Source organism: Roseobacter sp. MED193, assembly GCF_000152965.1.
Taxonomy (GTDB): domain Bacteria; phylum Pseudomonadota; class Alphaproteobacteria; order Rhodobacterales; family Rhodobacteraceae; genus Pseudophaeobacter.
On record NZ_CH902583.1, the window covers coordinates 2,740,372 to 2,765,168 of the forward strand.

At 55.9% G+C, this 24,797-nt stretch carries 19 protein-coding genes; 16 read left to right on the forward strand and 3 right to left on the reverse strand.

Annotated elements, in window-relative coordinates; translation table 11 throughout:
* Positions 1-57: 57 nt before the first annotated feature.
* The 9 genes from secE (at position 58) to rpoC (ending at position 13,174) form a co-directional block, all read left to right on the forward strand.
* Positions 58-252 carry a preprotein translocase subunit SecE gene (secE, locus tag MED193_RS15445; protein ID WP_009810686.1) on the forward strand — a complete coding sequence of 65 codons (195 nt, stop codon included), beginning with the start codon at positions 58-60 and terminating at the stop codon, positions 250-252.
* 282 nt (positions 253-534) lie between these two features.
* A complete protein-coding gene (nusG, locus tag MED193_RS15450; RefSeq protein WP_009810687.1) occupies positions 535-1,068 on the forward strand; it encodes a transcription termination/antitermination protein NusG in 534 nt (177 codons plus the stop codon).
* Positions 1,069-1,246: 178 nt separating this feature from the next.
* Positions 1,247-1,750 carry a DUF2199 domain-containing protein gene (locus MED193_RS15455; RefSeq protein ID WP_039966255.1) on the forward strand — a complete coding sequence of 168 codons (504 nt, stop codon included), beginning with the start codon at positions 1,247-1,249 and terminating at the stop codon, positions 1,748-1,750.
* A 219-nt stretch (positions 1,751-1,969) separates the two neighbouring features.
* Entirely contained in the window at positions 1,970-2,395 is a 426-nt protein-coding gene (gene rplK / locus MED193_RS15460) for a 50S ribosomal protein L11 (RefSeq protein ID WP_009810689.1), read from the forward strand.
* Between the two features lies 1 nt (position 2,396).
* Positions 2,397-3,095 carry a 50S ribosomal protein L1 gene (gene rplA / locus MED193_RS15465; RefSeq protein WP_009810690.1) on the forward strand — a complete coding sequence of 233 codons (699 nt, stop codon included), beginning with the start codon at positions 2,397-2,399 and terminating at the stop codon, positions 3,093-3,095.
* A gap of 408 nt (positions 3,096-3,503) precedes the next feature.
* The gene (gene rplJ, locus MED193_RS15470) at positions 3,504-4,022 is read left to right on the forward strand and encodes a 50S ribosomal protein L10 (protein WP_039966257.1); all 519 of its coding nucleotides are present in this window, start codon (positions 3,504-3,506) and stop codon (positions 4,020-4,022) included.
* A gap of 81 nt (positions 4,023-4,103) precedes the next feature.
* Positions 4,104-4,475: a 50S ribosomal protein L7/L12 gene (gene rplL / locus MED193_RS15475; protein ID WP_009810692.1), complete on the forward strand. Its 372-nt coding sequence runs from the start codon at positions 4,104-4,106 to the stop codon at positions 4,473-4,475.
* Positions 4,476-4,740: 265 nt separating this feature from the next.
* A complete protein-coding gene (rpoB, locus tag MED193_RS15480; protein ID WP_009810693.1) occupies positions 4,741-8,877 on the forward strand; it encodes a DNA-directed RNA polymerase subunit beta in 4,137 nt (1,378 codons plus the stop codon).
* Between the two features lie 55 nt (positions 8,878-8,932).
* Positions 8,933-13,174 (forward strand): DNA-directed RNA polymerase subunit beta', encoded by a 4,242-nt coding sequence (gene rpoC / locus MED193_RS15485; protein ID WP_009810694.1) that lies wholly within the window; start codon positions 8,933-8,935, stop codon positions 13,172-13,174.
* Positions 13,175-13,385: 211 nt separating this feature from the next.
* On the opposite strand, the gene MED193_RS15490 is transcribed toward rpoC, so the two are convergent.
* Positions 13,386-14,515, reverse strand: a protein-coding gene (locus MED193_RS15490) for an IS3 family transposase (protein WP_085978290.1) whose coding sequence is annotated in 2 segments (ribosomal slippage) — positions 13,386-14,251 and positions 14,251-14,515 — 1,131 coding nt in all. Because the reading frame shifts where the segments join, the coding sequence is not laid out codon by codon here.
* Between the two features lie 75 nt (positions 14,516-14,590).
* On the opposite strand from MED193_RS15490, the gene MED193_RS15500 reads away from it, so the two are divergent.
* Positions 14,591-15,397, forward strand: coding sequence for a glycosyltransferase (locus tag MED193_RS15500; RefSeq protein ID WP_039966259.1), 807 nt, complete (start codon positions 14,591-14,593; stop codon positions 15,395-15,397).
* 2 nt (positions 15,398-15,399) lie between these two features.
* Positions 15,400-16,266, forward strand: a complete 867-nt coding sequence (locus tag MED193_RS15505; RefSeq protein WP_009810696.1) for a DMT family transporter — start codon at positions 15,400-15,402, stop codon at positions 16,264-16,266.
* Here MED193_RS15505 and MED193_RS15510 read toward each other — a convergent pair.
* Positions 16,263-17,072: a putative rhamnosyl transferase gene (locus tag MED193_RS15510; RefSeq protein ID WP_009810697.1), complete on the reverse strand. Its 810-nt coding sequence runs from the start codon at positions 17,070-17,072 to the stop codon at positions 16,263-16,265. The two genes, MED193_RS15505 and MED193_RS15510, sit on opposite strands and share 4 nt — an antisense overlap.
* Positions 17,073-17,437: 365 nt before the next feature.
* On the opposite strand from MED193_RS15510, the gene rpsL reads away from it, so the two are divergent.
* The 4 genes from rpsL (at position 17,438) to tuf (ending at position 21,673) form a co-directional block, all read left to right on the forward strand.
* Complete coding sequence (rpsL, locus tag MED193_RS15515; RefSeq protein ID WP_009810698.1) at positions 17,438-17,809, forward strand: 30S ribosomal protein S12; 372 nt, start codon at positions 17,438-17,440, stop codon at positions 17,807-17,809.
* A 15-nt stretch (positions 17,810-17,824) separates the two neighbouring features.
* Entirely contained in the window at positions 17,825-18,295 is a 471-nt protein-coding gene (gene rpsG / locus MED193_RS15520; protein WP_009810699.1) for a 30S ribosomal protein S7, read from the forward strand.
* A gap of 21 nt (positions 18,296-18,316) precedes the next feature.
* The gene (fusA, locus tag MED193_RS15525) at positions 18,317-20,434 is read left to right on the forward strand and encodes an elongation factor G (RefSeq protein ID WP_009810700.1); all 2,118 of its coding nucleotides are present in this window, start codon (positions 18,317-18,319) and stop codon (positions 20,432-20,434) included.
* A gap of 63 nt (positions 20,435-20,497) precedes the next feature.
* Positions 20,498-21,673: an elongation factor Tu gene (gene tuf, locus MED193_RS15530; RefSeq protein WP_009810702.1), complete on the forward strand. Its 1,176-nt coding sequence runs from the start codon at positions 20,498-20,500 to the stop codon at positions 21,671-21,673.
* A gap of 395 nt (positions 21,674-22,068) precedes the next feature.
* Here tuf and MED193_RS15535 read toward each other — a convergent pair whose 3' ends face one another.
* The gene (locus MED193_RS15535; protein ID WP_009810703.1) at positions 22,069-22,551 is read right to left on the reverse strand and encodes an RNA pyrophosphohydrolase; all 483 of its coding nucleotides are present in this window, start codon (positions 22,549-22,551) and stop codon (positions 22,069-22,071) included.
* Positions 22,552-22,722: 171 nt separating this feature from the next.
* Between MED193_RS15535 and MED193_RS15540 the strand changes: the two genes are divergently transcribed.
* On the forward strand, positions 22,723-24,750 hold the full coding sequence (locus MED193_RS15540; protein WP_009810704.1) for an NADPH-dependent 2,4-dienoyl-CoA reductase: 2,028 nt from the start codon (positions 22,723-22,725) through the stop codon (positions 24,748-24,750).
* Positions 24,751-24,797: the final 47 nt, after the last annotated feature.

Genomic DNA, 24,797 nt, shown 5'->3' on the forward strand with positions numbered 1-24,797 from the left:
TCGAGAGCTGTTGGCGTTAAATGCCGCAGACCCTGCTAGCAGAAAGACACAAGGCACATGGCCACACTCAATCCCGTTCAGTTCATCCAGCAAGTTCGTGCCGAGGTGAGCAAGGTCGTCTGGCCTACCCGTCGCGAAGTCCTGCTGACCACTGTCATGGTCTTTATCATGGCAGCTTTGACAGCTGTGTTTTTTGCCCTGGTTGATCTGGTGATCCGCTTTGGTCTGCAAAGCTTGCTTGGCATGTTCTAAGCAATCAATCCTGTACGTTTTGGGATGGGCTGTGGTTCGCCCCAATCAACTGGACTGATCTGCGGGTAATCGCGCCCGTACAAAACCAGACCCGGCTCTTGATCTTACCCCCATTGGCGGGTAGTTGAGCCAGAACCTCTGACGTGGGCGTGCGGCGATTCGTGTTGCGCGCCGATTTTTGTTAAGGCGCCGTAGGTGCCAGGGCAGGATCACGGCAGAAATTAATTTTACTGACGGCGTCGAATTTATTTTCGCGCGGCAAAACTAAGGACGGTCAAGTTCATGGCGAAACGGTGGTATTCGGTCAGCGTTCTTTCGAACTTCGAAAAGAAAATCGCAGAGCAGATTCGCACCTCGGTTGCTGAACAGAGGCTGGAGGACGAAATCGATGAGGTCCTGGTCCCCACCGAAGAGGTGATCGAGATCCGTCGCGGCAAGAAGGTTCCCACCGAGCGCCGTTTCATGCCCGGCTACGTTCTGGTCCACATGGAAATGTCCGACCGTGGCTATCACCTGATTTCCTCGATCAACCGGGTCACCGGGTTCCTTGGGCCGCAGGGCCGCCCGATGCCGATGCGTGACGCCGAAGTTCAGGGCATCCTGGGCCGTGTTGAGGAGGGTGTCGAAGCACCACGCACCCTGATCTCCTTTGAGATCGGTGATAAGGTCAAGGTCAACGACGGTCCCTTTGAGGACTTCGACGGTATGGTCGAGGGTGTCGACGATGAGGCACAGAAGCTCAAGGTTTCGGTCTCCATCTTTGGCCGCGAAACCCCGGTCGAACTGGACTACACTCAGGTGACCAAACAGAGCTGATTGCTCCACTGATCCGAATTCAAAACGCCGCGAAGCCCCAAGGCTCGCGGCGTTTTTGTATTGGTAGGAACGACAGCTATGCGGGACTTAACCGACCTTCAAGATATCTCGACATTGCGGCACTTCCTCACCATTGTAGGAGCGTTGTAGGAACTTCGAATTATTTTAGGGGCGACGTATGTCATTCAGTTTTCAATGCCGGACATGCGGCGAGGCCCATGAGGGGCTTCCAAGTTTTGGGCCAGATGCTCCTGACAGTTACGCGGCCATGAGCGAGCTCGACAGGTCTGACAAAGCAGTGTTGGGCAGTGACAATTGCATTATCGAAAACGAACTATTCTTCGTGAGAGGTCGCGTAGAACTGCCGATCCTCGGAAGTGAGGATTCCTTTATCTGGCTAGTTTGGTGCTCACTTAGCAGGGAAAGTTATTCTCAGTGGGAAGATGCATACGAGCTTAATAGTCGCTCGCATATCGGCCCATTTTTCGGTTGGCTCAATACGCAGCTACCGTTCTATGAAGGTTCCGTTGGTCTGGCGACTTCGGTTCATCTGCTTGATAACGGGATAAGACCGTATGTTGAAATACATGAAACCGATCATCCCCTCTTCACAGACCAAAGCACTGGGATTTCGGTTTCAAAAGCGGAACGGCTAGTCCACGATTTACTGCATAGCCAATGATTGGTCGCGACCATTTGGGATGTACAGTTTGGGCTCTGAACTGACATTGAGTTTTAACATGCTTCCTGACTTGCCAACCATTCCTTTCCCCTGTAAATGCCGCCCTATCGTCTTAGGGCGAGATTCTCTCGTGGGAGATTCGGAGATCGCGATCTCTGGTCGGACCACGCAACATCCACTGGGCGAAACGCGTTTCGCCCGAGTTGAAAGGACAACCAAATGGCTAAGAAGCTTGTTGGTTCGATGAAACTGCAGGTTCCTGCAGGTCAGGCAAACCCCTCCCCGCCAGTTGGCCCCGCTCTGGGTCAGCGCGGCATCAACATCATGGAATTCTGCAAGGCGTTCAACGCCAAGACTGCAGATATGGAGCCAGGTGCGCCTTGCCCAACCGTGATCACCTACTATCAGGACAAGTCCTTCACCATGGACATCAAGACGCCTCCTGCGTCTTATTACCTGAAGAAGGCCGCCAAAGTTAAATCCGGCGCCAAGACACCTTCGCGTGAAACCGTTGGCACCGTGACCGCTGCTCAGGTGAAAGAAATCGCCGAAGCAAAGATGAAAGATCTGAACGCCAACGATATCGAAGCGGCGATGAAGATCATCCTGGGCTCCGCCCGCTCTATGGGCATCGAGGTGAAGTAAGATGGCAAAGCTCGGAAAACGTACACGCGCCGCGCGCGAAGCAGTCGCTGGCAAAGCCAACCTCACCGTTGCTGAAGCCGTTGCTCTGGTCAAAGCCAATGCAACATCGAAGTTCGACGAAACTATCGAGATCGCTCTGAACCTCGGCGTTGACACCCGTCACGCGGACCAGATGGTTCGTGGCGTTGTTGGTCTGCCAAACGGCACCGGCAAAACCATGCGCGTTGCAGTCTTTGCCCGTGGCCCCAAGGCTGATGAAGCCAAGGCGGCTGGCGCAGATGTGATCGGCGCAGAAGACCTGATGGAAAGCATCCAGGCCGGTAACCTCGATTTCGATCGCTGCATTGCCACCCCTGACATGATGCCCATCGTTGGTCGTCTGGGTAAGATCCTTGGCCCACGCAACCTGATGCCAAACCCAAAAGTCGGCACCGTGACCATGGACGTCAAGGCAGCTGTTGAAGCGGCCAAAGGCGGCGAAGTTCAGTTCAAAGCTGAAAAAGGTGGTGTTGTGCACGCGGGTGTTGGCAAAGCCTCCTTTGACGAAGCCAAGCTGGTCGAAAACGTTTCTGCATTTATCGACGCTGTTGCCAAGGCGCGCCCCTCGGGTGCCAAGGGTGCCTACATGAAGAAGATCGTTCTGACTTCGACCATGGGCCCTGGTGTGACATTGGACGTGGACGCTGCTGTCTCTGAGTGAGATCGCAATTTGTCGATGTGAATTGAGAATGGGCGGTGCCGGAAGGCCCGCCCATTTTCTGTTTTCCGGTGCCGCGCCGCGCCAGATGATGCGGTTTGTTGAGAAGGCCGCGCCCTTGTGGGGGCTTGAGTGATTTACCACTTGGAAATTCCTCGAATTGGCAGTAATACGACCAAGAGGTAAAGCGTGCGATTCGTCGTGCGCTTTATTTCATTTCGTCCAAGATGGTGGGTGACCTGTCGATCGGGTCTTAATTTCCCTCCTGAGACGGGAAAGACAAAAAAGATCGAGGGTTCTTTATACCTTCGGGCGACGTTGGCTACCCCGTAAAACGGACTTGAACGTCAGGCAGTTTTGTCTGGCACATCAATGAGCCGGGGTGTTTACACCCCAGATTTGGAGAGAACTGTGGATAGAGCCCAGAAAGAGAAATTGGTCGAGGAACTCGGCCAGATCTTCGAAAGCTCTGGCGTCGTGGTGGTTGCTCACTACGCCGGTCTTACAGTTGCTGAGATGCAGGACCTACGAGCGCGCGCAAGCGATGCTGGTAGTGCCGTGCGTGTTGCCAAAAACAGGCTCGCCAAAATCGCCCTCGAGGGTAAGCCGTGTGAAAGCATGTCTAACCTGCTGACGGGGATGACCGTTCTGACCTACTCTGAGGACCCTGTGGCAGCTGCCAAAGTGGCCGAAGATTTCGCCAAAGAGAACAAGAAATTCGAAATTCTTGGCGGCGCAATGGGTGAGAACGCTCTGGACCGGGCTGGTGTTACAGCTGTGTCGAAAATGCCTTCGCGCGACGAGCTTATTGCTCAGATCGCAAGCTGCATCGGCGCACCTGCAAGCAACATCGCTGGGGCCATTGGCGCACCTGCAAGCAATATCGCAAGCATTCTTTCGACCATCGAAGAGAAGGCGGAAGCTGCGTAAGCGGTTAGCACTGAATGACTGGCGTGGGGAAATATCCCATGCGTTGGAACACATACACTGAACACGGAAAGAGCTGATACAATGGCTGATCTGAAAGCACTCGCAGAAAGCATCGTGGGTCTGACCCTGCTGGAAGCACAAGAACTGAAAACCATCCTCAAAGACGAGTATGGCATCGAGCCCGCCGCTGGCGGCGCAGTCGTAATGGCAACTGGCGACGCCGGCGGCGAAGCGGCTGAAGAGAAAACCGAATTCGACGTCGTTCTGAAGAACGCCGGCGCGTCGAAAATCAACGTGATCAAAGAAGTTCGCGGCATCACCGGTCTTGGCCTGAAAGAAGCCAAAGAGCTGGTCGAAGCCGGCGGCAAGATCAAAGAAGGCGTGTCGAAAGACGAAGCCGAAGAAGTCAAAGGCAAGCTGGAAGCAGCTGGCGCCGAAGTCGAAGTGGCCTAAGCCATTTTGTCTGGGGATATGGTCAGGAATACCTGACCTCTCCTTGTTAAATTCAGGCTGGATCCGAAGTAATTCGGGTCCAGCCGAATCTGTCTTAGCAAGGACCATTGTGAACGGTCCTTTCTCAGGCGCGGTTCATAGGATCGGGAGGCCGCCATTCGGGACGGTGGCCATGAATAGATCCGACCACGCTGTCTCGTATGGGCAAGATGCTGTGGCCCGGCAGCAGTCTTGACCGGTGAGAACTCGAAAGGTGACATCTGACATGGCTCAAACGTTCCTTGGCCAGAAACGTCTACGTAAATACTATGGCAAAATCCGCGAAGTGCTGGATATGCCGAACCTCATTGAGGTTCAGAAATCATCATACGACCTGTTTCTCCGTTCCGGAGATTCCCCAGAGCCGCTTGACGGTGAAGGGATCAAGGGCGTCTTCCAGTCGGTCTTCCCGATCAAGGATTTCAACGAAACCTCCGTTCTGGAGTTCGTGAAATATTCCTTCGAGAAGCCTAAATACGACGTCGAAGAATGCATGCAGCGCGACATGACCTATTCAGCACCGCTGAAGGTGACCCTGCGTTTGATCGTGTTTGATGTCGACGAGGATACCGGCGCCAAGTCGGTCAAGGACATCAAAGAGCAGGATGTCTTCATGGGCGATATGCCTTTGATGACGCCCAATGGCACTTTTGTTGTTAATGGCACTGAGCGCGTTATTGTTAGCCAGATGCACCGTTCGCCTGGCGTGTTCTTCGATCACGACAAGGGCAAGACGCATTCCTCTGGCAAATTGTTGTTTGCCTGCCGCATTATCCCGTACCGCGGCTCCTGGCTGGACTTTGAATTCGACGCCAAAGACATCGTCTTTGCCCGGATTGACCGTCGCCGTAAACTGCCTGTGACCACCCTGCTGTATGCGCTGGGGCTGGACCAGGAAGCGATCATGGATGCCTATTACAACACGGTGAACTACTCGCTCGACAAGAGCCGGGGGTGGGTGACTCCTTTCTTCCCAGATCGCGTGCGTGGCACCCGTCCGACCTTTGACCTGGTGGATGCAGCTTCTGGTGAGGTCTTTGCCGAAGCGGGTAAGAAGGTTACGCCTCGTGCTGTGAAGAAAATGATCGACGAGGGCGCGATCACCAATCTTCTGGTTCCGTTTGAAAACATCATTGGCAAGTTTGTCGCCAAGGATATCATCAACGAAGAAAACGGTGCGATCTACGTTGAGGCCGGCGACGAGCTGACAATGGAATACGACAAGGGTGGCGACATCATTGGCGGTACTGTCAAAGAGCTGATGGATGCGGGTATCACCGACATTCCTGTTCTGGACATCGACAACGTCAATGTTGGCCCCTACATGCGCAACACCATGGCGGCAGATAAAAACATGGGCCGCGACACCGCGCTCATGGATATCTACCGTGTGATGCGCCCCGGCGAGCCTCCCACCGTCGAAGCGGCCTCGGCGCTGTTTGACACCCTGTTCTTTGACTCTGAGCGCTATGATCTCTCGGCCGTTGGTCGGGTGAAAATGAACATGCGTCTGGCTCTGGATGCCGAGGATACTCAGCGCACCCTGCGCAAGGAAGACATTGTCTCCTGTATCAAGGCGCTGGTGGATCTGCGTGACGGCCGTGGTGGCATCGATGATATCGACCACCTGGGCAACCGTCGTGTGCGTTCCGTTGGTGAATTGATGGAAAACCAGTACCGCGTTGGTCTGTTGCGCATGGAGCGCGCGATCAAAGAGCGGATGTCTTCTGTCGAGATCGACACTGTGATGCCACAGGATCTGATCAATGCAAAACCAGCCGCGGCTGCGGTACGTGAATTCTTTGGCTCCTCGCAGCTGTCGCAGTTCATGGACCAAACCAACCCGCTGTCGGAAGTCACCCACAAACGCCGTCTCTCGGCGCTTGGGCCTGGCGGTCTGACCCGTGAGCGTGCCGGTTTTGAAGTGCGAGATGTTCACCCGACCCACTATGGCCGGATGTGTCCCATTGAAACGCCGGAAGGCCCGAACATTGGTCTGATCAACTCTCTGGCGACCTTTGCACGTGTGAACAAGTATGGCTTCATCGAAACGCCCTACCGCGTTGTGAACGAGGGTCAGGTCACTGACGAAGTTCACTACATGTCGGCGACCGAAGAAATGCGCCACACGGTGGCACAGGCCAACGCCTCGCTGGATGAAAACGGCAAGTTTACCAATGATCTGGTCTCGACCCGTCAGTCCGGTGACTACACGCTGGCGCCCAGCGAAAGCGTTGATCTGATCGACGTTTCCCCCAAGCAGCTGGTCTCGGTTGCGGCTTCGCTTATTCCGTTCCTGGAAAATGACGATGCGAACCGAGCCTTGATGGGTTCGAACATGCAACGTCAGGCGGTTCCACTTCTGCGTGCCGAGGCGCCATTGGTTGGCACCGGTATCGAAGAAGTTGTGGCTCGTGACTCTGGTGCGGCGATCATGGCGAAACGTGGCGGTGTCATCGACCAGGTCGATGCCCAGCGTATCGTTATTCGTGCCACCTCTGACCTCGAACTGGGTGACGCAGGCGTAGACATCTACCGCATGCGCAAATTCCAGCGTTCGAACCAGAACACCTGCATCAACCAGCGTCCGCTGGTGCGTGTTGGTCAGGAAGTCCGCAAGGGCGAAGTGATTGCCGATGGCCCCTCCACCGATATCGGTGAACTGGCTCTGGGTAAGAACGTCGTCGTGGCCTTCATGCCCTGGAATGGCTACAACTACGAAGACTCCATTCTGATCTCCGAGCGTATTGCCCGTGACGATGTCTTTACTTCGATCCATATTGAAGAATTCGAAGTCGCCGCCCGTGATACCAAGCTGGGCCCAGAAGAAATCACCCGTGATATCCCTAACGTTGGTGAAGAAGCGCTGCGCAACCTCGACGAGGCAGGCATCGTTTACATCGGCGCGGATGTTGAGCCCGGTGATATCCTTGTGGGTAAGATCACACCAAAGGGCGAAAGCCCAATGACGCCAGAAGAAAAACTGCTGCGCGCCATCTTTGGTGAAAAAGCCTCGGATGTTCGTGACACCTCCCTGCGGGTGAAGCCTGGTGACTACGGCACAATCGTCGAAGTCCGCGTCTTCAACCGCCATGGCGTTGAAAAAGACGAACGTGCGTTGCAGATCGAACGGGAAGAGGTCGAACGTCTGGCCCGTGACCGCGACGATGAGCTCGCGATCCTGGACCGCAACATCTACGCCCGCCTGCGCAGCATGCTCTTGGGTAAAACCGCCGTCAAAGGCCCCAAAGGTATCCGTACCGGTGCTGCCATCGACGAAGATGCCCTGTCGCAGCTGAGCCGTGGCCAGTGGTGGATGATCGCTCTGGAAGAAGAGCAGGACGCCAAGGTTGTTGAGGCCCTGAACGAGCAGTACGAAGCGCAGAAACGCGCGCTGGACGCCCGTTTTGAAGACAAGGTCGAAAAAGTCCGCCGTGGTGACGATCTGCCACCCGGTGTGATGAAGATGGTCAAAGTCTTTATCGCCGTGAAGCGTAAGCTTCAGCCTGGTGATAAAATGGCTGGTCGTCACGGCAACAAAGGTGTGATTTCGAAAGTGGTTCCCATGGAGGACATGCCGTTCCTTCAGGATGGTACCCCTGTCGATTTCTGTCTGAACCCGCTCGGCGTTCCGTCGCGTATGAACGTTGGTCAGATTCTTGAAACGCATATGGGCTGGGCCGCACGCGGTCTGGGCATCCAGGTGGATGACGCGTTGCAGGAATTCCGTCGCTCTGGCGATCTGACCCCTGTTCGCGACGCGATGAAACATGCCTATGGCGAAAACGTTTATGAAGAAGGTCTGGCGGATATGTCCGAAGACGATCTTCTTGAGGCGGCAGGCAATGTGACCCGCGGTGTGCCGATTGCAACACCCGTCTTTGATGGTGCCAAAGAGGCAGACGTAAACGATGCGCTGGTGCGCGCCGGTTTCGACACCTCTGGTCAGTCGGTTCTTTATGATGGTCGTACCGGTGAGCAATTTGCCCGCCCCGTGACCGTCGGCATCAAGTACCTGCTGAAGCTGCATCACCTGGTTGACGACAAAATCCACGCCCGTTCCACTGGCCCATACTCGCTGGTTACCCAGCAGCCATTGGGTGGTAAGGCGCAGTTTGGTGGTCAGCGTTTCGGGGAAATGGAAGTCTGGGCTCTCGAAGCTTATGGCGCTGCATACACCCTGCAGGAAATGCTCACCGTCAAATCGGATGACGTTGCTGGTCGGACCAAGGTCTATGAATCGATCGTCAAGGGCGAGGACAACTTTGAAGCGGGCGTACCTGAAAGCTTCAACGTTCTGGTCAAAGAAGTCCGTGGCCTCGGCCTGAACATGGAACTCCTGGATGCGGAGGAAGAGGAGTAAGGGCGCCCGCCCTTATTTCTCCTCCACCCTTCCGCACAAATTTGAGGAAACACAAATGAACCAGGAAATCACCAACAACCCGTTCAACCCGCTGACGCCCACCAAGGTCTTTGATGAAATCAAAGTCTCGCTGGCGTCGCCCGAACGGATCCTGTCTTGGTCCTATGGCGAAATCAAAAAGCCAGAAACCATCAACTACCGGACCTTCAAGCCAGAGCGCGACGGTCTGTTCTGTGCCCGTATCTTTGGCCCGATCAAAGACTACGAATGCCTCTGTGGTAAATATAAGCGCATGAAGTATCGCGGCGTTGTCTGCGAGAAATGTGGTGTTGAAGTTACCCTGCAAAAAGTGCGCCGCGAGCGCATGGGCCATATCGAACTGGCAGCCCCAGTTGCGCATATCTGGTTCCTCAAGTCGCTGCCATCGCGCATCGGCCTGATGCTGGACATGACCCTGCGCGATCTGGAACGGGTTCTGTACTTTGAAAACTACGTCGTTATCGAGCCTGGTCTGACCGATCTGACCTATGGCCAGATGATGACCGAAGAAGAGTATATGGACGCTCAGGATGCCTATGGCATGGATGCTTTCACCGCCAATATCGGTGCTGAAGCGATCCGCGAAATGCTGGCGGCCATCGATCTGGATTCCGAGGCAGAGCACCTGCGCGCTGAACTGGCTGAGGCCACCGGCGAGCTGAAGCCCAAGAAGATCATCAAGCGTCTGAAAGTTGTGGAATCCTTCCTGGAATCCGGCAACCGCCCAGAGTGGATGATCATGACCGTGATCCCGGTTATCCCGCCAGAACTGCGCCCGCTGGTGCCGCTGGATGGGGGCCGCTTTGCGACGTCTGATCTTAACGATCTCTATCGTCGTGTGATCAACCGGAACAACCGTCTTAAGCGTCTGATTGAGCTGCGCGCGCCTGACATCATCGTCCGCAACGAAAAGCGGATGCTGCAGGAGTCTGTGGATGCCCTGTTCGACAACGGCCGTCGTGGTCGTGTCATCACTGGTGCCAACAAGCGTCCGCTGAAGTCGCTCAGCGATATGCTGAAGGGTAAGCAGGGTCGCTTCCGCCAGAACCTTTTGGGGAAACGCGTCGACTTCTCGGGTCGTTCGGTCATTGTGACCGGCCCTGAGCTGAAGCTGCATCAATGTGGTTTGCCCAAGAAGATGGCGCTCGAGCTGTTCAAGCCCTTCATCTATTCGCGTCTGGAGGCCAAAGGTCTTTCCTCCACCGTGAAGCAGGCGAAGAAGCTGGTGGAAAAAGAGCGTCCAGAAGTCTGGGATATCCTGGATGAAGTCATCCGCGAACACCCTGTCATGCTGAACCGGGCGCCGACGCTGCACCGTCTTGGCATTCAAGCGTTTGAACCCACGCTGATCGAAGGCAAGGCGATCCAGCTGCATCCGCTGGTTTGCTCGGCCTTTAACGCTGACTTTGACGGCGACCAGATGGCTGTTCACGTGCCGCTGAGCCTTGAGGCCCAGCTGGAAGCCCGTGTTCTGATGATGTCGACCAACAACGTTCTGTCGCCTGCAAACGGCGCACCAATCATCGTTCCCTCGCAGGATATGATCTTGGGTCTCTACTATGTGACCCTGGACCGCGAAGGCATGAAAGGTGAAGGCAAGGTCTTCGGTACCATCGAAGAAGTGCAGCATGCTCTGGACGCCGGTGAAGTTCACCTGCATTCTCGCGTGACTGCGCGGATCACCCAGATCGACGACGAAGGCAACGAGGTGCTGCAGCGCTTTGAAACCACGCCAGGTCGCGTCATGCTGGGCGCGCTGCTTCCAAAGAACGCCAAGGCTCCCTTTGAACTGGTGAACCGTCTTCTGCGGAAGAAGGAAGTTCAGCAGGTCATCGATACTGTTTACCGGTATTGCGGTCAGAAAGAGTCGGTTATCTTCTGTGATCAGATCATGACCATGGGCTTCAAAGAAGCCTTCAAGGCAGGTATCTCGTTCGGCAAGGACGATATGGTTGTCCCCGATACCAAATGGCCCATCGTCAACGAAACCCGTGACCTGGTGAAGGACTTTGAACAGCAGTACATGGACGGCCTGATTACTCAGGGTGAAAAGTACAACAAAGTTGTCGATGCCTGGTCCAAGTGTAACGATCGCGTCACAGACGCCATGATGACCACGATTTCGACCTCCAAGCGTCATGAGAATGGCTCTGAAGCGGAACCGAACTCGGTCTATATGATGGCGCACTCCGGTGCCCGTGGGTCGGTAACGCAGATGAAACAGCTGGGCGGGATGCGTGGCCTGATGGCCAAGCCAAACGGCGACATCATCGAGACACCGATCATCTCGAACTTTAAGGAAGGCCTGTCGGTTCTGGAGTACTTCAACTCCACCCACGGCGCCCGTAAAGGTCTGTCGGACACGGCTCTGAAAACCGCGAACTCTGGTTACCTGACCCGCCGTCTGGTTGACGTCGCACAGGACTGCATCGTGCGCGATCGCGACTGTGGCACTGAAAACTCGATCACGGCTTCTGCCGCCGTCAATGACGGTGAAGTGGTTGCCAGCTTGGGTGAGCGTATTCTGGGTCGTGTCGCCGCCGAGGATGTCGAACGCCCCGGCACCGATGAGATCCTGGCAAGCGCTGGTCAGCTGATTGATGAACGTCTGTCCGACACCATCGAAGAAGCTGGTGTTCAGACCATGCGCATTCGTTCGCCGCTGACCTGTGAGGCCGAAGAAGGCGTCTGCGCCATGTGCTACGGTCGTGACCTCGCACGTGGTACCATGGTCAACACCGGCGAGGCTGTCGGCATCATCGCCGCGCAGTCGATTGGTGAGCCTGGTACACAGCTGACGATGCGGACCTTCCACATCGGCGGCGTTGCTCAGGGTGGTCAGCAGTCCTTCCAGGAAGCCAGCCATGAAGGTAAGATCGTCTTTGAAAACGAAAACACTCTGAAGAACTCCGATGGAGATGTTCTGATTGTTGGTCGTAACATGAAGATGATCATCCAGGATGAACACGGTGAGGAACGTGCCAGCCACAAGCTGAGCTATGGTTCTAAACTCTTCGTCAAGGCAGGTCAGCAGATTGCTCGTGGCGACAAGCTGTTTGAATGGGATCCCTATACTCTGCCAATCATCGCCGAAAAATCTGGTACGACCAAATATGTCGATCTGGTTTCGGGCATCGCCGTGCGCGATGAAACCGATGAGGCAACCGGTATGACCCAGAAGATCGTGATCGACTGGCGCGCCGCCCCCAAAGGCAGTGAGCTCAAGCCTGAGATCATTCTGGTGGACACCAATGGCGAGCCTATGCGTCTCGACAATGGCAACCCCGTGACCTACCCGATGTCTGTGGATGCGGTCCTGTCTGTTGAGGATAACGAAACAGTGCAGGCCGGTGACGTTGTTGCGCGTATCCCGCGTGAAGGCGCCAAGACCAAGGACATTACCGGTGGTCTGCCACGGGTTGCGGAACTGTTCGAAGCCCGTCGTCCCAAAGATCACGCCATCATCGCAGAGCTCGATGGGTATGTGCGCTTTGGCCGGGACTACAAGAACAAGCGTCGCATCGCCATTGATCCTGCGGATGAGTCGCTGGATGCCGTCGAATACATGGTGCCCAAGGGTAAGCACATTCCTGTTGCGGAAGGTGATTTTGTCCAGAAGGGTGACTACATCATGGACGGCAACCCAGCGCCGCATGACATCCTGGGCATCATGGGTGTCGAGGCCCTGGCGAACTACATGATCGACGAAGTGCAGGACGTTTACCGCCTGCAGGGTGTGAAGATCAACGATAAGCACATCGAAGTCATCGTGCGTCAGATGCTGCAGAAGTGGGAGATCTCGGACTCGGGTGAAACCACGCTGCTCAAAGGCGAACATGTGGACAAAGCTGAGTTCATCGCAGCCAATGAAAAGGCCCTGTCGCGCAACAAACGTCCTGCCAAGGGCGCGCCGATCCTGCTTGGGATCACCAAGGCATCCTTGCAGACACGTTCCTTTATCTCGGCGGCCTCCTTCCAGGAGACTACTCGCGTTCTGACCGAAGCTTCGGTTCAGGGTAAGAAGGACAAACTGGTTGGTCTGAAAGAGAACGTCATCGTTGGCCGCCTGATCCCAGCCGGGACCGGTGGGGCAACCCAGCGCGTGCGTTCGATTGCTCAGGGTCGCGACAATGTTGTGCTTGAGGCCCGTCGTGAAGAAGCCGAAGCCGCCGCCGCATTGGCAGCGCCTGTGGCCGAAGACGATCTGGCAGCAGAGACTTTCGATAATCTGGTTGACACACCTGAAAGCCGCGATTGATTTCAGCTGCCCTTGGGCTCTGACCAATAAGATTGAGAACCCCCGTGCTTTGGTCACGGGGGTTTCTTTTTGTGCTGGGGGCGGCCTTAGGCTATCTAAGCTTTCGGTGGCCGCGGTTTGCAGTTGTGTTTTGCCCGGCCATAGGCAGGGTGAAGTGGTCCTGCTTTTTAGGACAGGTTTGCGGCTTGGCTAAGATGCATCTGGTTTATGTTCATGCCGCTTTTCGTGTTTCACTTTGTTCGAAGTATGCCGCGTCTGGCGTGCGCTTGTCGAGGGCGGTGTGAGGCCGCTCTGCGTTGTAAAAGCCGATCCAGTCGTCGATGATCCTTTTGGCTTGAAAGCCGTTGGTGATCTCGTGCAGATACACTGCCTCCTGCTTCAGGGATCGCCAGAGCCGCTCGATGAAGATGTTGTCCAGATAGCGGCCCCGCCCATCCATAGAGATTTTGATATCGGCCTTCGTCAGCGTCTTGATCCAATCCGCGCCCGTGTATTGGCTACCCTGATCCGTATTCATGATCTCGGGCTTGCCATATTTGGCGATGGCTTCGTCCAGTGCTTCAACGCAAAAGCTGGCATCCAACGTATTTGACAGCCGCCAGGACAGCACTTTGCGTGTTGCCCAATCCATGATTGCCACCAGATACAGGAACCCGTTCTTCACTGGAATGTAGGTAATGTCGCTGCACCAAACATGGTTGGGCCGCGTAATCGACAGCTTTCTCAATAAGTATGGCCAGATCTTATGCTGCGGGTGCTTCTTGCTGGTGTTCGGCCCTTTGTAGATGGCCTGCAGCCCCATGATGCCCATCAGGCGACGCACGCGATGCCGTCCTGCCGAGAACCCTGATTGGGGCAGATACGCCGCGATCTGGCGGCTGCCGAAGAACGGATACTTCGTAAATATCCGGTCAATCTCATGCATCAGATCAATCGTCGCCTGATCAAAGCCAACAGGCGTGTAATAGATTGAGGAACGGCTGATCTTGAGCAGCTTACACTGGCGCGTCAGGCTAAGGTCGGTGTTGTCCTTGCGGATCATCTCGCGGCGTTCAGACAGGCTCATCGCTTCAGCCCTTGTGACAAAAAATCATTTTCCACCGCCAGCTGACCAATCTTGGCATGAAGCTCTTTGATTTCGCCGTCTTTGTTCTCAGCCTTTTTGACCTTGTCCGAGAAAACGTTGACCATGCCATCAATCGCCTGCCGTTTCCACGTGCTCACCTGCGTAGGGTGCAGCTGGCGCTTCGATGCAATCTCCTGCACCGTCTTGTCACCGCGCAATGCTTCAAGGGCCACAGTCGCTTTAAACTTGTCTGAAAAATTCCGTCGCTTTGTCATTCTTGTATCCATTCAATCGGGTTGGATACATCTTAGCACGCTGTCCGAATTTGCCGGACCACTTCAGGGGGACGAATGACGCAGAACATGAATATGGTGGGGCTGGTGCGCTTTTCGGTTCTGACGCCAACCTATTACTCTGAACGGTTTTCTGACCTGAAACAGACGGCCAAGCATCTGTTCGCCCCAGACCGGATGGAGCTGCGATTTAGTGTTTTTGAAAACTTGTGCCTGCCGTCGCTGGCACGGCAAACGGATAGAAACTTTGATCTGGTGGTCTTAGCCGCCAAGGCAATGCCTGAGATCTACCTTAACCGGCTGCGGGATTTGTTGGCGCCCTACGACAATATGCACCTGCGTCCCGTAGGCACCCGCAATCACTATCGCCTGTTGAAACAGGGCTATGACTCTGTACCGTCAAATGACGCGAGCCATCGCATTTTGTTTCGGTTGGATGATGACGATGCGGTGGACCTGGATTTCATTCGCCGCACCCGCGCGCTGGCAGAGAGCCTGCTGCCGCTGCATCCCGCCGACACCTCTTTTGTGATCGCTCACAACAGAGGCTTTTATTTGCGGGCTACGCCGGATGGGCCAGAGGTCTTTGATGCGATCGAACAAGCGCCGCTATCGGCGGGAACGATCCTAGTTACGCCTGTGGATAGTGGCGCGAACCCCTACAAATTCAATCACCGGAAATTAGCGCGTCATTTCAATCTCTATTCCGATATGCAGGTGCCGGCCTATATTCGCACAATCCATGGCGACAATAAGTCAGAGCCAGCGCATACCGGGATCACCCGGCGCATGGAACCTGCCGAGATGGATGCCTGTTTAAAAGCCCATTTTGGACAGAGCCTAGACGCGCTAAGGGCGCTTTGAGGATGACAGCCAACCAAAGAGGCGCGTTTTTGATGATGGGGGCGATGGCCGCCTTTACCTTCAATGACACCTTGATCAAGGCGATTGGCACCAGCCTGCCTCTGTCCCAGATTCTGGTTCTACGGGGCACGATGGCCTCGCTGTTGATCTATGCCTTTGCCCGCTATCAGGGCAGCCTGCACCTGCGGCTTGACCGTCGGGACTGGGGCTTGGTGACTCTGCGCTGTCTGGCCGAAGGTGGCGCGACCTTTTTGTTCCTCACCGCATTGATGCGGATGCCCATTGCCAATATCACAGCTGTCTTGCAGATGCTGCCCCTGACCGTGACCCTGGGCGCAGCCCTGCTATTTCAGGAGGCCGTGGGATGGCGGCGGATGCTGGCGATCCTGGTCGGTTTCTGTGGCATGCTGTTGATTGTGCGCCCCGGCCCCGAGGGCTTTGACGCGGCTTCGTTCTATGCGCTGGGAGCCGTGGCCTGTGTCACCCTACGAGATCTGGTGACGCGCCGCATGTCGGCGGCTGTGCCTTCGATGACGGTGACAGTTCTGGCCTCCCTATCAGTGCTGATGTTTGGCATTGGTTATAGTTTCTTCCAGGATTGGGCGCCGGTTTCGGCTGTGCAGCTGAGCCTGCTCGCTGGGGCGGCCTGCATAATCTTGCTGGGCTATCTGTGTTCAGTGATGGCCATGCGTGTCGGCGATGTGGCCGTCGTTTCACCCTTTCGTTACACTGGTTTGCTCTGGGCACTGATCCTGGGCTGGTTGGTTTTTGGCGACTGGCCGGATATGCTCACCCTGATGGGCGGCAGCTTAGTGGTGGGGGCCGGCCTGTTTACCCTGTACCGCGAACGCCAACAGGCCAGCGGCTAGGCCTTTGGAGCAAAGATCCGACGCACATCGTTCTGACGCAGGGCAAACCGCGCCTCAAAATCCGCCGCAAGCGCGTCATCAATCGGGGTGACAGGCACGGGTTTCACCTTTTTCTGCCGTGAATCATTATAGCCATTGTGGCTGCGTACAAACATCGGCGCATCGCTGATGGTGACCGTGGGCATAAAGCGCAGGATCTTTTCGTGGGCAAAGTTCATGATCGTCAACGGACAGTTCCCGCGCACATACATCCCCAAAGAGGCGACATAATAGGGCCGGTGGATCTCGGTGGCGGCGATACCATCAGGCCCCAGTTCGGCGATGTAACCGCGGTTGAAATCCACCGCCAGAGTTTTGTTTTTCGCCACGAGCCCAGGACAGTCGGCTAGCGTCTGTCGAAATCGCGCAATGAAATCCACCGAGATGGCGTCATCGTCGTCATGGCGAAACTGTAGGCAGGGGGCTTTGGGATCGCGCCGAGCTCGGTTTAGGATTTCCTTCATGACTTCGCGCTGCTTGCGGGGCGGTTCTGCATGGATGGTGATCTGGGGAATATCAGCGCAAAGATCGCGCAGCCGCGAAACGTGGTGCGCGGGTAGGCTGTCCCCGATAACTATGATCAGCTCAAAGTCCTGATCCGTTTGTTCGCGCAGGCAGGGGAGGGCGATAGCCTCCATCAGCTGAAACCGCTCTTCCAGGCGCTTTTCGGCGTAGAGGAAGGCAATGCGCTCTTCAATAGAGCTGTGTTCCACCTGAAAGCCGCCGATGGCGGGATAGGAGAAGCGGCAAAGACCAATAACCTGCATGTACGACGTCCTGAAAAGCTGTATAGGGGAACTGCCTGCACAACTATGCATGGCGGCGAGGGACACGCAAGCCGCTCTGCCTTTGCGGACTTGCCGCGCTGCAGTTGACAAGCCCCGCGACTCCCCATATACGCGCGCCTATCCGGCAACTCGGGGGTCGCCCCGATAGCCGAAATCTATATTGTTGTGGACCAAGGTTCGGGAACTTTTATCACCCGGATCCTCTGAAAAACCACCGCGTCGCTTACCTCGGAATGGAAGCGATTGCGGTTTTTGCGCTTGCGGACGCTCAAGCGCATGAAGACCTAGCCGTATGCTCATCCGAGCATGCATGACCAAAGTTGCGAAACGGGGAAAGAACCGGAATGCCAACGATCCAACAGCTGATCCGCAAGCCGCGCCAGCCAAAAATCAAACGCTCCAAGTCGATGCACCTGGAGCAGTGCCCGCAGAAACGCGGCGTATGCACACGTGTTTACACCACCACACCTAAGAAACCAAACTCCGCTATGCGGAAAGTTGCCAAGGTTCGCCTGACCAACGGTTTCGAAGTGATCTCCTACATCCCAGGTGAAAGCCACAACCTTCAGGAGCACTCCGTGGTTCTGATCCGTGGCGGTCGTGTAAAAGACCTTCCCGGTGTCCGTTACCACATCCTGCGCGGTGTTCTGGATACCCAGGGCGTCAAAGACCGTAAACAACGTCGTTCGAAGTACGGCGCGAAGCGTCCTAAGTAAGAAGGAGAGGCTGATATGTCACGTCGTCACGCCGCTGAAAAACGCGAAGTACTGCCAGACGCAAAGTTTGGTGACCGCGTTCTGACCAAATTCATGAACAACCTGATGATCGACGGTAAAAAGTCGGTTGCAGAGAAAATTGTTTACAACGCATTTGACCGCGTTGAAGGCAAGATCAAGCGCGCTCCTGTGGAAGTGTTCCACGAAGCTCTTGATAACATCAAACCTTCGGTCGAAGTTCGCTCCCGCCGTGTGGGTGGTGCGACTTACCAGGTTCCCGTCGAAGTTCGTCCCGAGCGTCGCGAAGCCCTGGCCATCCGCTGGTTGATCACCGCAGCGCGCAAGCGCAACGAGAACACCATGGAAGAGCGCCTGGCAGGCGAGCTGATGGATGCTGTTCAGTCGCGCGGTACTGCTGTCAAGAAACGTGAAGACACCCACAAGATGGCCGAAGCGAACAAAGCGTTCAGCCACTATCGTTGGTAATTTCCAAAGGACATTAGACCAATGGCACGCGAGTATACACTCAACCATTACCGTAACTTCGGCATCATGGCGCACATCGATGCAGGTAAAACCACCTGCTCCGAGCGCATCCTGTACTATACAGGCAAGTCCCACAACATTGGTGAGGTGCACGACGGTGCGGCCACCATGGACTGGATGGAGCAGGAGCAGGAACGCGGTATTACCATTACTTCGGCTGCGACCACCACTTTCTGGGAACGCACCGAAGATGGCGCCACGGCTGACACGCCCAAGCACCGTCTGAACATCATCGACACCCCTGGCCACGTGGACTTCACCATTGAAGTTGAGCGTTCGCTGGCGGTTCTCGATGGTGCTGTCTGTGTTCTGGACGCCAACGCTGGTGTTGAACCCCAGACCGAAACCGTGTGGCGTCAGGCTGATCGCTACAAGGTTCCACGTATGGTTTTTGTCAACAAGATGGACAAAATCGGCGCGGACTTCTTCAACTGCGTTCACATGATCGAAGACCGTACAGGGGCAACCGCTGTTCCCGTTGCTTTCCCAATCGGTGCCGAAACCGAGCTGGAAGGTCAGGTTGACCTGGTCACCATGGAAGAATGGCTGTGGCAGGGTGAAGACCTTGGTGCATCCTGGATCAAAGCGCCTATCCGTGACAGCTTGAAAGAGCTGGCTGACGAATGGCGCTCCAAAATGGTCGAGGCCGCCGTCGAAATGGACGACGACGCCATGGAAGCCTACCTGGAAGGCGAAGAGCCCGACGTTGAGACCCTGCGCAAACTGCTGCGCAAAGGTACTCTCGAGATGGCCTTTGTTCCTGTTCTTGGTGGTTCTGCCTTCAAAAACAAAGGTGTTCAGCCGCTGCTCAACGCTGTGATCGACTATCTGCCCAGCCCGCTGGACGTTGTTGATTACATGGGCTTTGCACCAGGTGACGAAACAGAAACCCGTAACATTGCCCGCCGCGCGGATGATGAAATGGCGTTCTCTGGCCTGGCGTTCAAAATCATGAACGACCCCTTTGTTGGCTCGCTGACCTTCACCCGGATCTACTCCGGTGTCCTGAACAAGGGCGACACCCTGCTGAACTCGACCAAAGGTCGTAAAGAGCGTGTTGGCCGGATGATGATGATGCACTCGAATGACCGTGAAGAGATCACGGAAGCATTTGCGGGCGACATCATCGCGCTGGCGGGTCTGAAAGACACCACCACAGGTGACACCCTCTGTGCTGCCAACGAGCCGGTGGTTCTGGAAACCATGACCTTCCCCGATCCGGTCATCGAGATCGCGGTTGAGCCCAAGACCAAAGCGGACCAAGAGAAAATGTCTCAGGGTCTGGGTCGTCTGGCGGCTGAAGATCCATCCTTCCGTGTGGAGACCGACATTGAGTCCGGTCAGACCATCATGAAGGGCATGGGCGAACTTCACCTGGACATCCTGGTTGACCGTCTCAAGCGGGAATTCAAGGTTGAAGCCAACATTGGTGCGCCTCAGGTTGCCTACCGTGAGACCATCGGTCACGAAGTTGAACATACCTACACCCACAAGAAACAGTCGGGTGGTTCGGGTCAGTTTGGCGAAGTGAAGATGATCATCTCCCCCACCGAAGCAGGCGAAGGATATTCCTTCGAATCCCGCATCGTTGGTGGTTCGGTTCCAAAAGAATACATCCCAGGTGTCGAAAAAGGCATCAACTCGGTGATGGATTCTGGCCCGCTTGCTGGCTTCCCCGTGATCGACTTCAAAGTTGCTCTGATCGACGGTAAGTTCCACGACGTGGACTCCTCGGTTCTGGCCTTTGAAATCGCGGCACGTATGTGTATGCGTGAAGGCATGCGCAAAGCTGGCGCCAAGCTGCTTGAGCCAATCATGAAAGTGGAAGTGATCACGCCGGAAGAATATACCGGTGGTATCATTGGCGATCTGACCTCCCGTCGTGGTCAGGTTTCCGGCCAGGAGCCACGCGGCAACGCGATTGCGATCGACGCAAACGTGCCGCTGGCCAACATGTTTGGTTACATCAACACCCTTCGTTCGATGAGCTCGGGCCGCGCCCAGTTCACCATGCAGTTCTCGCATTACGATCCCGTACCGCAGAACATCTCGGACGAAATCCAGGCAAAATTCGCTTAAGCGACAAGACATTGGAAGGTTCGCGAATTGCGCGGACCTTCCTCAATCACAAAGGAGGCCATCATGGCTAAGGAAAAGTTTGAACGTAATAAGCCGCACGTCAACATCGGCACCATCGGCCACGTTGACCACGGTAAAACCACTCTGACCGCAGCGATCACCAAATACTTTGGTGACTTCAAAGCCTACGACCAGATCGACGGCGCACCAGAAGAAAAAGCGCGCGGCATCACCATCTCGACTGCTCACGTTGAGTATGAAACCGAGACCCGCCACTACGCGCACGTCGACTGCCCCGGCCACGCTGACTATGTGAAAAACATGATCACCGGTGCGGCGCAGATGGATGGCGCCATCCTGGTTGTGAACGCGGCTGACGGCCCTATGCCTCAGACTCGTGAGCACATCCTGCTGGGTCGCCAGGTTGGCATCCCTTACATGGTTGTCTTCATGAACAAAGTTGACCAGGTCGACGACGAAGAGCTGCTCGAGCTGGTTGAAATGGAAATCCGTGAGCTGCTGTCCTCCTATGAGTACCCTGGCGACGATATTCCAATCATCGCAGGTTCCGCTCTGGCGGCGATGGAAGGCACCACCCCTGAAATCGGCGAAGAGAAAATCAAAGAGCTGATGGCAGCGGTTGACGAGTATATCCCCACGCCTGCGCGTGCGGTTGACCAGCCCTTCCTGATGCCTGTTGAAGACGTGTTCTCGATCTCTGGTCGTGGTACCGTTGTGACTGGCCGTGTTGAGCGTGGCGTGATCAATGTTGGTGACAGCATTGAAATCGTTGGCATCAAAGACACTCAGACCACCACCTGTACCGGTGTTGAAATGTTCCGCAAGCTGCTGGATCGCGGTGAAGCTGGCGACAACATCGGCGCCCTGCTGCGCGGCATCGACCGTGAAGCTGTTGAGCGTGGCCAGGTTCTGTGCGCACCTAAGTCGGTTCAGCCTCACACCAAGTTCGAAGCTGAAGCCTATATCCTGACCAAGGATGAAGGTGGCCGTCACACGCCGTTCTTCGCGAACTACCGTCCACAGTTCTACTTCCGGACCACAGATGTCACCGGCACCGTTACTCTGCCCGAGGGCACCGAGATGGTTATGCCAGGCGACAACCTGAAGTTCGACGTTGAACTGATCGCCCCGATCGCGATGGAAAACGGTCTGCGCTTTGCGATCCGCGAAGGCGGCCGCACCGTTGGCGCCGGCGTCGTTTCCAAAATCACCGAGTGATTTTGAAACAGCGGTGACAGGTGATCTTCCCCAGCGGGGGAAATCACCGAGAGCCACACCGGTGAAAAGAAAGAAAGGGCGTCCCTAGGGGCGCCCTTTTTCTGTGCAGGGTAGGGAATTTGCGAGGCTCTGCCTCGCGCTCCGGAATATTGGGGAAAGATGATGGGGGAGGGGGCGCACAGGACAGAAAGTGGCCGGGAACTACTCCGGGAACTACAGGAGGGATGGCCCAGAGACTTTAAGCGGATTATTCTAAGGTTTAGGCAGTTGGGTGGATATCGGCTAGGATTTGGGGGTGGTCTGAATAGGTCTTTTGACTGAATGTCTGCGACTGTCTGTGCTTGTAGGATCGATCCCGCGGTCCATTAATGCGTCAGAACTCCTGGCAAGAGGGGTCAAAAGTGTGACTGAAACTCCTGAACCACGCGGGCATATACCTCGCGTTTGAACGGGACAATTTTCTCAACCAACTGGTCTACGGGCTGCCAGCACCAATCCGAAAATTCGGGGTGTTCGGTTTCGATATTGACCTGATGATCCTGGCCAAGGAAACGCATGAGGAACCACTTTTGTTCCTGACCGCGATACTTCCCACCCCAGAATTTGGGAACCACATCATGGGGTAAATCATATGGAAGCCAGCCATCGCTTTCGGCAACGATGCTGACTAGGTTTTGCGTCACACCGGTTTCTTCTTCCAGCTCTCTTAGGGCGGCAACCTGGGCGTCCTCCCCCCGGTCAATCCCCCCCTGGGGCATCTGCCAGGCATCCTGAAAGCGATCCTTGCGCTGTGCCACAAAGACGTGGTTGGCGGAATTTACCAGCATGATCCCTACATTGGGACGATAGGGCAGCTTAGCAATCTCTTCAGGCGTCATGTTGGTCTCCTTGCGCGGTCGGGGTCAGGCAGCCGCAGCATCTATACAGTCACACATATTCTTCCCTTAGACCTCGTGTCGTCGGGGCAGGCAAGGGGGTGACGCCGCGTTGAGGCGTGACAAACGCTGACGTGCAGGGCAACTTTGCGGCCAACTGCAAGGGAGAGTGTCATGACTGCGTACCCAAATCTTCTGGCGCCGCTGGATCTCGGATTTACTACATTGAAGAACCGCGTGCTGATGGGGTCGATGCACACCGGTCTTGAAGAAACCAAAGATTGGAACCGGGTGGCAGAGTTCTATGCTGAGCGGGCCCGGGGCGATGTGGGCCTGATGGTGACCGGCGGCATTGGTCCCAATCTGGAAGGTTCGGTCCTTCCAGGCGCGTCAATGATGACCAATGATGAAGAGGTTGCCAGTCATCGCATCGTCACCGATCGTGTGCATGAGGCAGGGGGCAAGATCGCCATGCAGATCCTGCATGCAGGACGCTATTCTTACGGGCCAAAATGTGTCGCCCCCAGCCCGGTGAAATCTCCGATCTCTCCGTTCCCTCCAAATGAGCTGGACGAGGCGGGGATTGAAAAGCAGATCGCCGATATCGTCAATGCCGCGGCCTTGGCGCAGAAAGCGGGCTATGACGGCGTTGAGATCATGGGCTCAGAGGGCTATTTCCTCAACCAGTTCTTGGTCACCCATACCAACAAGCGGACCGATCGCTGGGGCGGATCTTATGAAAATCGCATGCGTCTGCCCATTGAGGTGGTGCGTCGCACCCGCGAAGCCGTCGGCACGGATTTTATCATCATCTACCGGCTGTCAATGATTGACCTGGTGCCCAATGGCTCCACTCATGACGAGGTGGTGCAGCTGGCTCAGGAGATCGAAAAGGCAGGCGCCACCATCATCAACACCGGAATTGGCTGGCACGAGGCGCGTATCCCCACCATCGCAACATCCGTGCCGCGTGCCGCCTTTGCCTGGGTGACAAAAAAGCTGATGGGCAAGGTCTCGATTCCGGTGATCACTTCGAACCGGATCAACACGCCTGAAGTGGGCGAAGAGGTGCTGGCCACAGGTTGCGCCGACATGGTTTCGATGGCGCGGCCTATGCTGGCAGATGCGCATTTTGTGGCCAAGGCAAAGGCGGGAAAGGCAGATCAGATCGCGCCTTGTATTGGCTGTAACCAGGCCTGTCTGGACCATACTTTTGGCGGCAAACTCACCTCCTGCCTGGTCAACCCTATGGCCTGCCACGAAACCGTGCTGGAGATCGGCAAGACCGGGACCCCTAAATCCGTGGCCATTGTCGGGGCGGGCCCTGCGGGGCTGTCTACCGCCTTGGCTGCAGCCGAGCGCGGCCATCGTGTGACCATCTTTGACAAGGCGGATGAGATCGGTGGCCAGCTCAATATGGCCAAGCAGGTGCCTGGCAAGGAAGAGTTCTGGGGGTTTGTCGATTGGTATCGCACCATGGTGGCCGAGGCAGGCATCACGCTTGAGCTGGGACGCGAAGTCTCCTCTGATGACCTGACGGGGTATGACGAGGTGATCATTGCGACCGGTGTCACCCCGCGTGATCCCCAGATCCCCGGGCAAGACCGCCCCGAGGTGCTTAGCTACATTGACGTGCTGCGCCACAAAAAGCCCGTTGGCAAGACTGTTGCTGTGATCGGAGCTGGTGGTATCGGTTTTGATGTCAGCGAATACCTGCTGCACGAAGGCACCAGCCCCACCGTGGACCTGCCGCTCTGGATGAAGGAATGGGGGGTCACAGACCCGGCAGAGCATCGCTCTGGCCTCGCGCCTGAAGGACCCCAGCCCGAAGCTCCAGCCCGAGAGATCACCCTGTTGCAGCGCAAGAAACAGGCCCATGGTAAGGGTCTGGGCAAGACAACTGGCTGGATTCACCGGGCAACGCTAAAGATGAAGGGCGTGAACTTTGTTGGTGGTGTGAACTACGAGCGTATTGACGACGAAGGCCTGCATGTCAGCTTTGGCGAGGCCCGCGAGAACCCGACGGTGATTGCCGCAGAGACAATTGTTCTGTGTGCCGGACAAGTCTCGGATCGTAGCCTGGCCGATGCGCTAGAGGCTAAGGGCGTGTCCTGTCACGTCATTGGTGGCGCCGATGTGGCGGCTGAACTGGATGCAAAACGCGCCATCAACCAGGGCACCCGTCTGGCGGCCTCTCTTTAGATTGCGCCCCTGGACCCATTAGCGCCTCTCCCGCGATGGTCAATATC

Excerpts from the sequence above, each read along its gene's own strand:
- secE (WP_009810686.1), top strand. The coding sequence starts at position 58 with ATGGCCACACTCAATCCCGTTCAGTTCATCCAGCAAGTTCGTGCCGAG.
- nusG (WP_009810687.1), top strand. The coding sequence starts at position 535 with ATGGCGAAACGGTGGTATTCGGTCAGCGTTCTTTCGAACTTCGAAAAG.
- MED193_RS15455 (WP_039966255.1), top strand. The coding sequence starts at position 1,247 with ATGTCATTCAGTTTTCAATGCCGGACATGCGGCGAGGCCCATGAGGGG.
- rplK (WP_009810689.1), top strand. The coding sequence starts at position 1,970 with ATGGCTAAGAAGCTTGTTGGTTCGATGAAACTGCAGGTTCCTGCAGGT.
- rplA (WP_009810690.1), top strand. The coding sequence starts at position 2,397 with ATGGCAAAGCTCGGAAAACGTACACGCGCCGCGCGCGAAGCAGTCGCT.
- rplL (WP_009810692.1), top strand. The coding sequence starts at position 4,104 with ATGGCTGATCTGAAAGCACTCGCAGAAAGCATCGTGGGTCTGACCCTG.
- rpoB (WP_009810693.1), top strand. The coding sequence starts at position 4,741 with ATGGCTCAAACGTTCCTTGGCCAGAAACGTCTACGTAAATACTATGGC.
- rpoC (WP_009810694.1), top strand. The coding sequence starts at position 8,933 with ATGAACCAGGAAATCACCAACAACCCGTTCAACCCGCTGACGCCCACC.
- MED193_RS15500 (WP_039966259.1), top strand. The coding sequence starts at position 14,591 with ATGACGCAGAACATGAATATGGTGGGGCTGGTGCGCTTTTCGGTTCTG.
- MED193_RS15505 (WP_009810696.1), top strand. The coding sequence starts at position 15,400 with ATGACAGCCAACCAAAGAGGCGCGTTTTTGATGATGGGGGCGATGGCC.
- MED193_RS15510 (WP_009810697.1), bottom strand. The coding sequence starts at position 17,072 with ATGCAGGTTATTGGTCTTTGCCGCTTCTCCTATCCCGCCATCGGCGGC.
- rpsL (WP_009810698.1), top strand. The coding sequence starts at position 17,438 with ATGCCAACGATCCAACAGCTGATCCGCAAGCCGCGCCAGCCAAAAATC.
- rpsG (WP_009810699.1), top strand. The coding sequence starts at position 17,825 with ATGTCACGTCGTCACGCCGCTGAAAAACGCGAAGTACTGCCAGACGCA.
- fusA (WP_009810700.1), top strand. The coding sequence starts at position 18,317 with ATGGCACGCGAGTATACACTCAACCATTACCGTAACTTCGGCATCATG.
- tuf (WP_009810702.1), top strand. The coding sequence starts at position 20,498 with ATGGCTAAGGAAAAGTTTGAACGTAATAAGCCGCACGTCAACATCGGC.
- MED193_RS15535 (WP_009810703.1), bottom strand. The coding sequence starts at position 22,551 with ATGACGCCTGAAGAGATTGCTAAGCTGCCCTATCGTCCCAATGTAGGG.
- MED193_RS15540 (WP_009810704.1), top strand. The coding sequence starts at position 22,723 with ATGACTGCGTACCCAAATCTTCTGGCGCCGCTGGATCTCGGATTTACT.